The sequence below is a fragment of the Trichocoleus sp. FACHB-262 genome (genome assembly GCF_014696035.1).
Lineage (GTDB): Bacteria > Cyanobacteriota > Cyanobacteriia > FACHB-46 > FACHB-46 > Trichocoleus.
Window position 1 is genome coordinate 1 of sequence record NZ_JACJPK010000040.1, and the last position, 6122, is coordinate 6122.

9 protein-coding genes are annotated in these 6122 nt (G+C 48.4%); 3 read left to right on the forward strand and 6 right to left on the reverse strand.

Annotated features, from left to right (window positions below):
* Together H6F68_RS28710 and H6F68_RS08685 are read left to right on the forward strand one after the other, a co-directional pair.
* Window positions 1-225, forward strand: a 225-nt coding sequence (locus H6F68_RS28710; RefSeq protein ID WP_206755511.1) for a hypothetical protein, incomplete at its 5' end; no start/stop codon positions are given.
* A 272-nt stretch (window positions 226-497) separates the two neighbouring features.
* Window positions 498-1754, forward strand: coding sequence for an alpha-L-fucosidase (locus H6F68_RS08685; protein ID WP_190558197.1), 1257 nt, complete (start codon window positions 498-500; stop codon window positions 1752-1754).
* A gap of 186 nt (window positions 1755-1940) precedes the next feature.
* Here H6F68_RS08685 and H6F68_RS08690 read toward each other — a convergent pair whose 3' ends face one another.
* Window positions 1941-2306 (reverse strand): four helix bundle protein, encoded by a 366-nt coding sequence (locus tag H6F68_RS08690; RefSeq protein WP_190558199.1) that lies wholly within the window; start codon window positions 2304-2306, stop codon window positions 1941-1943.
* A gap of 281 nt (window positions 2307-2587) precedes the next feature.
* The gene (tnpA, locus tag H6F68_RS08695) at window positions 2588-3031 is read right to left on the reverse strand and encodes an IS200/IS605 family transposase (protein ID WP_190558201.1); all 444 of its coding nucleotides are present in this window, start codon (window positions 3029-3031) and stop codon (window positions 2588-2590) included.
* 209 nt (window positions 3032-3240) lie between these two features.
* On the opposite strand from tnpA, the gene H6F68_RS08700 reads away from it, so the two are divergent.
* Complete coding sequence (locus H6F68_RS08700; protein WP_190558203.1) at window positions 3241-3525, forward strand: hypothetical protein; 285 nt, start codon at window positions 3241-3243, stop codon at window positions 3523-3525.
* 14 nt (window positions 3526-3539) lie between these two features.
* On the opposite strand, the gene H6F68_RS08705 is transcribed toward H6F68_RS08700, so the two are convergent.
* From H6F68_RS08705 to H6F68_RS08720, 4 genes are all read right to left on the reverse strand, one after another.
* Window positions 3540-3938, reverse strand: a complete 399-nt coding sequence (locus H6F68_RS08705) for a DUF6444 domain-containing protein (RefSeq protein ID WP_313930061.1) — start codon at window positions 3936-3938, stop codon at window positions 3540-3542.
* A 147-nt stretch (window positions 3939-4085) separates the two neighbouring features.
* Window positions 4086-5021 (reverse strand): DUF5996 family protein, encoded by a 936-nt coding sequence (locus H6F68_RS08710; protein ID WP_190558207.1) that lies wholly within the window; start codon window positions 5019-5021, stop codon window positions 4086-4088.
* A gap of 35 nt (window positions 5022-5056) precedes the next feature.
* Window positions 5057-5332 carry a UBP-type zinc finger domain-containing protein gene (locus H6F68_RS08715; RefSeq protein ID WP_190440354.1) on the reverse strand — a complete coding sequence of 92 codons (276 nt, stop codon included), beginning with the start codon at window positions 5330-5332 and terminating at the stop codon, window positions 5057-5059.
* A 36-nt stretch (window positions 5333-5368) separates the two neighbouring features.
* On the reverse strand, window positions 5369-5944 hold the full coding sequence (locus H6F68_RS08720) for an antibiotic biosynthesis monooxygenase (RefSeq protein WP_190558209.1): 576 nt from the start codon (window positions 5942-5944) through the stop codon (window positions 5369-5371).
* Window positions 5945-6122 lie beyond the last annotated feature (178 nt).

The window sequence follows — 6122 nt, forward strand, 5'->3', positions numbered from 1 at the left end:
AAAATTTACGATCGCCATAGGGGAGTCAGGAGAGATGGCGATCGCTCAATTACATCCTGGATAAGGCTTTTTGTGATTATTCTACTTGTGAAGAAAGATGTGACAATGCATAGCCATCCGCAACCCGAGCGGCTACCTCCATTAAGCCATTTTGCAGGGCTGGAGCCTGTCCATTGCGGCATCTGCCACCTCTGCGCTACCCGCTGGCTTCAGGCAGTGGTTTGATTGGGCCAAAGCGCAAGGACGGGTGCTGGCAGCAACCACAATCGACGGGGTTCATCACACCCTCCATGTGGAGCAGGGATGGCTTCCTACTAACCAACTCATGCAACAGCTCCCTACAGATTCCTAGGGCGAGCGATCAATTCCTCACCTCGTAAGCAATCTGACCTTTAATCCCTTTCTAGGGTCTTGTGGTTGAGGCAGCTTATTTTTCCCGTTCTTTAGAAACTTGCAATACCCTACAATGTAGCTTCGCTCTCTGGGTTAATTAGCACATGAATCATTGGTTTTCTACGGCCCGTTTTGGCATGTTTGTCCATTGGGGACATAGTTCTCAACAAGGCATCGAATTATCTTGGCCTCTGGTTGGGGGGGTGTTCAGTCTCCCGTTCTGTGGCAATATGCCTATTGAGCAATATCATGCCACTGCTCTACACTTCAATCCCCAACACTATAATCCTGCTGCTTGGGCGCAACTCGCGAAACGCTTAGGGATGCAATACGTGATTCTCACAGCCAAACATCATGATGGCTTCGCTCTATTCCATACCCAGCAGTCCACGTTCTCCATTCAGCACACCCCTTATGAGCAAGACATTGTACGACAGTTTGTTGAGGCAATGAGAGATGCTGGATTGCACGTTGGGTTGTACTTCTCTCTGATTGATTGGCATCATCCTGACTATCCAGCCTTTACAGAAGCAGATAAACCTTATCGCTTTGGACAATACCGTCAACCGACTCCTGAGCAGTGGGAGCGCTTTATTACCTTCATGTTTGCTCAGGTACAGGAGTTGCTCACTAACTATGGCCCCATTGATATTCTCTGGTTCGATGGCGGCTGGGAACGGACTCCTGAGCAGTGGCGGGTTCAAAAACTGTATGAATTAATCCGATCGCTTCAACCGGAGATTTTGATCAATGATCGCTTGCCAGGATTTGGCGATTTCGCCACTCCTGAGCAATTTATCCCACCCCAACCCTTAGCGGGAGCCTGGGAAACTTGCATGACTATCAATGAAAGCTGGGGGTATAACGCTGAAGATACACACTTCAAATCTCCTCGGCAATTGATTCACACTCTTTGTGAAGTTGCTAGCAAAGGTGGGAATCTGCTCCTGAATATCAGTCCAATGGGCAATGGAGAAGTTCAGCCAGAACTGATGGAACGATTGACAGCGATCGCAGACTGGATGGCAGTCAACCAGGAGAGTATTGTGGGCACAGAACCCGGGTTAGAGCCTTGGCAATTTTATGGCCCTTCAACCCGTCGAAAGCAGCGTCTTTATCTGCATCTCTTGATGAAACCGTACGACACAATTACAGTACGCGGCATTCCGATTCAACAAGTCAAAGGCATCCAGGTACTCGCGACTGGCAAGGCGTTAAGATATAGCACACGATGTGCAATTTCAGAGTCGATCCTCAATCCAAATCCTTTGGGAGAGCTGACTATTGAGGTCCCCGAAGCAGTTCTTGACCCCTATGCCACAATCCTAGCGGTAGATATGCGCGAATCAGGTTTGAGTTGAATTTGAGGGGTGTTCTTGCACTTGTGAGCGGCAATTGGATTGCAGAGGCCTTCTGCGTCTCCCTTGGAGCAACACCTGCCACGCAGCGGCCACTCAAAACACCCACCTGATCCGTTTGCTGCCCATCTCCTTAACCTCATGACGAGCGCGATCGCAAATCAATTCAAAGCTCAAAATGCGAAAGGGCTAGTGAGTGCGGTTTTGCTTTGTTTTGACAATGATTGAGGCTAAGATTTTGAGCAGTTCTTGCGTTTCTACTAGCAGTGGCAGCAAGCGAGATTCTGGCACAATCTCAATCGCAATTAACAGTTTGAGCCAATATTGCGTTTCTCTCGCTTCCTTGAGCGCAATTTCCAGCTTGGGTACGAAATCAGCACTGCTTTGAGCTGCTTGAGATCTCTCTACATTCGCCCCAATCGAGGTTCCAGAACGAATCAATTGCTTCGACAATGTGCGAGCAACACCAGGATTTTCATCCAGAACCCGACACAGCTTCACGATGCGCACCGCAAACTCAAAAGTTCGTTCTGTGATCCGTTGCGGCTCAGACATAACCGGTTTCAACGCTCAATACTCTATGATCTCGCGATCGTTCAATTCCATATCAAGCAAACCTTTGATGATCATTCTATTTGGGGAAAGATATATGACAACGCATCACTTTTACATTGAGCCGCGATCGCTCGGCCACAGACTCAACCAACATATCAATTATTCTACATACGTATAAATATAGAGCAATAGACAGCTTCTACCTTTTTTGAACTTTGAATTTTGAATTGGCAATGCATATGCAATGAACTACCCCGCCGCAAGCGGACGGGGTATCAGCATCAAAAAAGAGTCAATTGCTCATCTCTATGTAGCTGAAGATAGTCGTTGCCCTGAGCTTTAACATATTTGGCAATCATGCTTTCATCACCATGTTTGCCGACTGTGCTGGCAAAGTAGCCATCACTCCAAAACTCTCCACCCCACAGCTGTCGTTTCACCTGAGGGCATCGCTTGAACACCTCACGTGCCGTCAAGCTTTTGAGCATCGTCACCAGTTTCATCACACTGTAGCTTGGCACCGACTGCACGAGAAAATGCACATGGTCTTTGTCTACCCCGATTTCCACGAACTTGATCTCATAGCGCTTTTCAATCTCTAAGCACACCTCTTGCAAGACTGCATCAACTTGTTCATCGAACATCGCCTGACGATACTTAGCTGGAAAGACAAGATGGTATAGCAAAACCGTGACGTTATGGCTTTTGTGGATGTACTCACTCATCTGTGCATTTTACGCCGCAGAGCGACGGGGAATCGACCCGCAGAGATTGAAGATGCCGAGGGCAGCAACAACTGCCACACAAATGCCGCACAAAACTTCCATCCTTATTCAGCTACGCCCATATTGGTGCTTGGGCTAGCGCCTATCCAAAAGCTATAGCATGGGCATCTCTAGGTGTTCGTGATCGGGCCGCACAGCAGAAAATTGAAGTGAATTTTGATGCTGACTTGGAAGCTGAACCACCATCTCAGTGGGTAGCAGACCTAGACCAATTCATCTTTCGTGGCAGTCGATTTATGGAAGAAGTCGTCTTTTTCTGCCAGAGGAGCGCCACTCTCATCCTTGCGGATCTCATCGAAAACTTTGAACTGAATAAAGTGAGCCAGCAGTTGCATTGGCTACTTAAGTTAGGGTGTGTTACTGATCCGGATGGGAAGCTCCCGTTGGATTTGCGAATGACATTTTTTGGAAAAAAGGAACAGGCCCGTAGCTGATTAAAGCGAATACTTCAGTGGAACCCTGAATGCAACGGGGGCAAATCATCCACCTGACGCAGTACCCAACTCTCGACGGCAACATCATTGAGATCCCCACTACAGGTCTGGCACTGCAAAACGTGGTGCACAACCACCTCATCCACTTGTTCGCTCCACTCCAAGGTGCTGCCCTGATGTCCGCTTTGCCCACCACTGGCCCGTTCACCCCTTGGACGAAGGCTTTTGGTGCGTTTAGCAAACCCATCTCCCGAAGGTGGTTTGCTACTATTTCGGCTGTCCTTCTGACGTTGGTTCTCCAATGCCTCAAGGCAAGTTTCCAGTTGGCCAATCCGCTCCAATAATCCCTCAACCAAGGCGATGACTGCATCCTCTCCTTGGGCGTAAACCGCACGGATCTCCTCCCGGTTAATTGGGTTTGAAGGATTTGGCTAGCTCATCGCTTCTGGATTCAATGAAAGCTCAATCCTCCAATCCTATAGGCTTGCTACTCATACCCTTTGAAATATCCCTAAAAACTTAAACCTGAGTAGTTACACGCCAATTTAGGAATGCAGTCGCTACTTAAACGTCAACTGCTGAAGTTCCTTTTGATTCCAGTTGCCTAACCTGGCAGCAGCTTCGTAGGTGCTTTGCAAGAACTCTAACAACGTCTGATCGGGTGACTCTGCCTCACGGACAGCGTCATAGGGCAAAATAAATTCACCCAACTCTTTATTGTAAAATGCAGCATCGGGACGAACCTCAGCCTGCTTAAACCCATCGGGTTCTGGGTACGCATAGGAATAAAACGCTGGGTATGATAATCCGGCTCCGGGCCAAAATCCGGCACTACTGACTTCCTGAGAATAGGCTTCCTTTGCCACTACATCCGGCAAATTCGGCACCCCTCCCGGATGCTCAGGAGCCGATCGCCCCGAAAAGCGAGTCACTGCTAAATCAAAACTCCCCCAGAAAAAATGAACCGGACTAACCTTGCCGGAAAAATGGGAGCGAAATTCTCGAAAGACGCGATCGGACTGTAGCAACACTCGCCAGCATCGATTGGCATAATCCGCATCATAAGCAGCATGGGTTTCATCCTGCTCAAATCGAATTGGGTCAGGGACTTCATTCGGTTTGGTGTTAATCGTGATGTGAAGATCTAATTCTCTCAGAGTTTCCATCACAGTCTGATAAAAATCAGCAACAGAGCGGGGGTAGAGTGCGATCGCTCGTCTTGCCCCTTCGCTGGTTTGAATCAGCAGCTCATGATCAATGAAATCAAAGTCGATTTGAAAGATGCGGCTACCATAGGGAATCGTGGAAGTGGTCAGTCCCCGAACGGTTAAATAGAGGGGAATATGCCAGGAATGATTAATCCAAGGAGTTTGGGCAAATCGGATTTTGCCGATGATTTGCGTCCACATGTGCAAGGTGGTATAGGTCTCTTGCCATGCGTCCAGGGGTAAACTCGGCCAAATATCCGTTGAGGTTAGGGTAGGCTGATTTGACATCGTGGTTTCCTCGCGAGTAGAAAAGGGGCGCGTGATCAATAGTTCTTCTGTTGTTCGTCGGCAAAACACCACAGCCATTGTTCTCCCAATTCGGCTGAACTGATCACCGCATGTCCACTTTCTTCATAATGACGGCGTGCGTGCTGATTTTTAGATGAGTCGCAGCACAGCATTTTGCCGCAGGTTTGACAAATTCTCAAGTGAACCCAGCGATCGCCAACTCGCAGGCATTCCTCACAGCGGAATACCGGGTAATTGGCTTTTGAAATCATAGTCTCTAGCGTCAGTTCGTTCAGGTGTTGACAAGACATGGAGGATTCCTGTGAATGTGCAAGATATGTACTTGATCAAGCGGGATACAGCCATTTGCGAAAGAGTTGAGTGAGGCGCGGCATAATCACGTAGGTCAGCAGGGCAACCGTTAGACCTGTAACCAAAAAGGTTCTGAGCAATACCGGAAGCCCAGCTAGGAGCGGTACTAGCAAACGATTGAGAATAGATATCGTAAAAAACACTCCCAGCCATGTCACGACCGCCATTTTGTAGCGCGGAGGTGGAGCTTTCATGGGTTTGTTGGGAAGCGTAAACCAGGTTTCCAGACCCGTTAGAGTTTGAATGGTTTCAGGCTTTTCAATCAAGGGCTGCAACCGCTCCAACCAGTCCTGCCGCACACTGGATTCCAGCCAAGTTTTGAGGTTGTTGTAATGATCAAACCTGACAATTGCCACATACTCAGGATGAGCGTGATCACAGGGTCGGATCACACTCACTCCTAAATGTCCCTTAAATTGGTGAGCAGCCGTCGCAATTCCATGCAACCACTCCTCATATCCTTGCTCACGCCCAGGTCGAATGAAGTGAGAAATGATGGCTGTCACCTGGTGAGTTTCTTCATCTGTACCGGCTACCAGTGGGTCTAGCATTGGACATGACCTCAAAAACTCTAGCTACCAGAAAAGTAATGATTGTTAATGCGCGATCGCGGCTTGTAAGGCAGATTGGGCATTAGCGATCGCCAGATTCCGGGCTTCATCCCCAAGATTAAGGCTATCGGCATAGACGAACTCAATATCCGTGATACCAATAAACCCAAAAATGAGT

What these genes read in the sequence shown, in the direction of transcription:
- H6F68_RS08685 (WP_190558197.1), top strand. Translation starts at nt 498, where the DNA reads ATGAATCATTGGTTTTCTACGGCCCGTTTTGGCATGTTTGTCCATTGG.
- H6F68_RS08690 (WP_190558199.1), bottom strand. Translation starts at nt 2,306, where the DNA reads ATGTCTGAGCCGCAACGGATCACAGAACGAACTTTTGAGTTTGCGGTG.
- tnpA (WP_190558201.1), bottom strand. Translation starts at nt 3,031, where the DNA reads ATGAGTGAGTACATCCACAAAAGCCATAACGTCACGGTTTTGCTATAC.
- H6F68_RS08710 (WP_190558207.1), bottom strand. Translation starts at nt 5,021, where the DNA reads ATGTCAAATCAGCCTACCCTAACCTCAACGGATATTTGGCCGAGTTTA.
- H6F68_RS08715 (WP_190440354.1), bottom strand. Translation starts at nt 5,332, where the DNA reads ATGTCTTGTCAACACCTGAACGAACTGACGCTAGAGACTATGATTTCA.
- H6F68_RS08720 (WP_190558209.1), bottom strand. Translation starts at nt 5,944, where the DNA reads ATGCTAGACCCACTGGTAGCCGGTACAGATGAAGAAACTCACCAGGTG.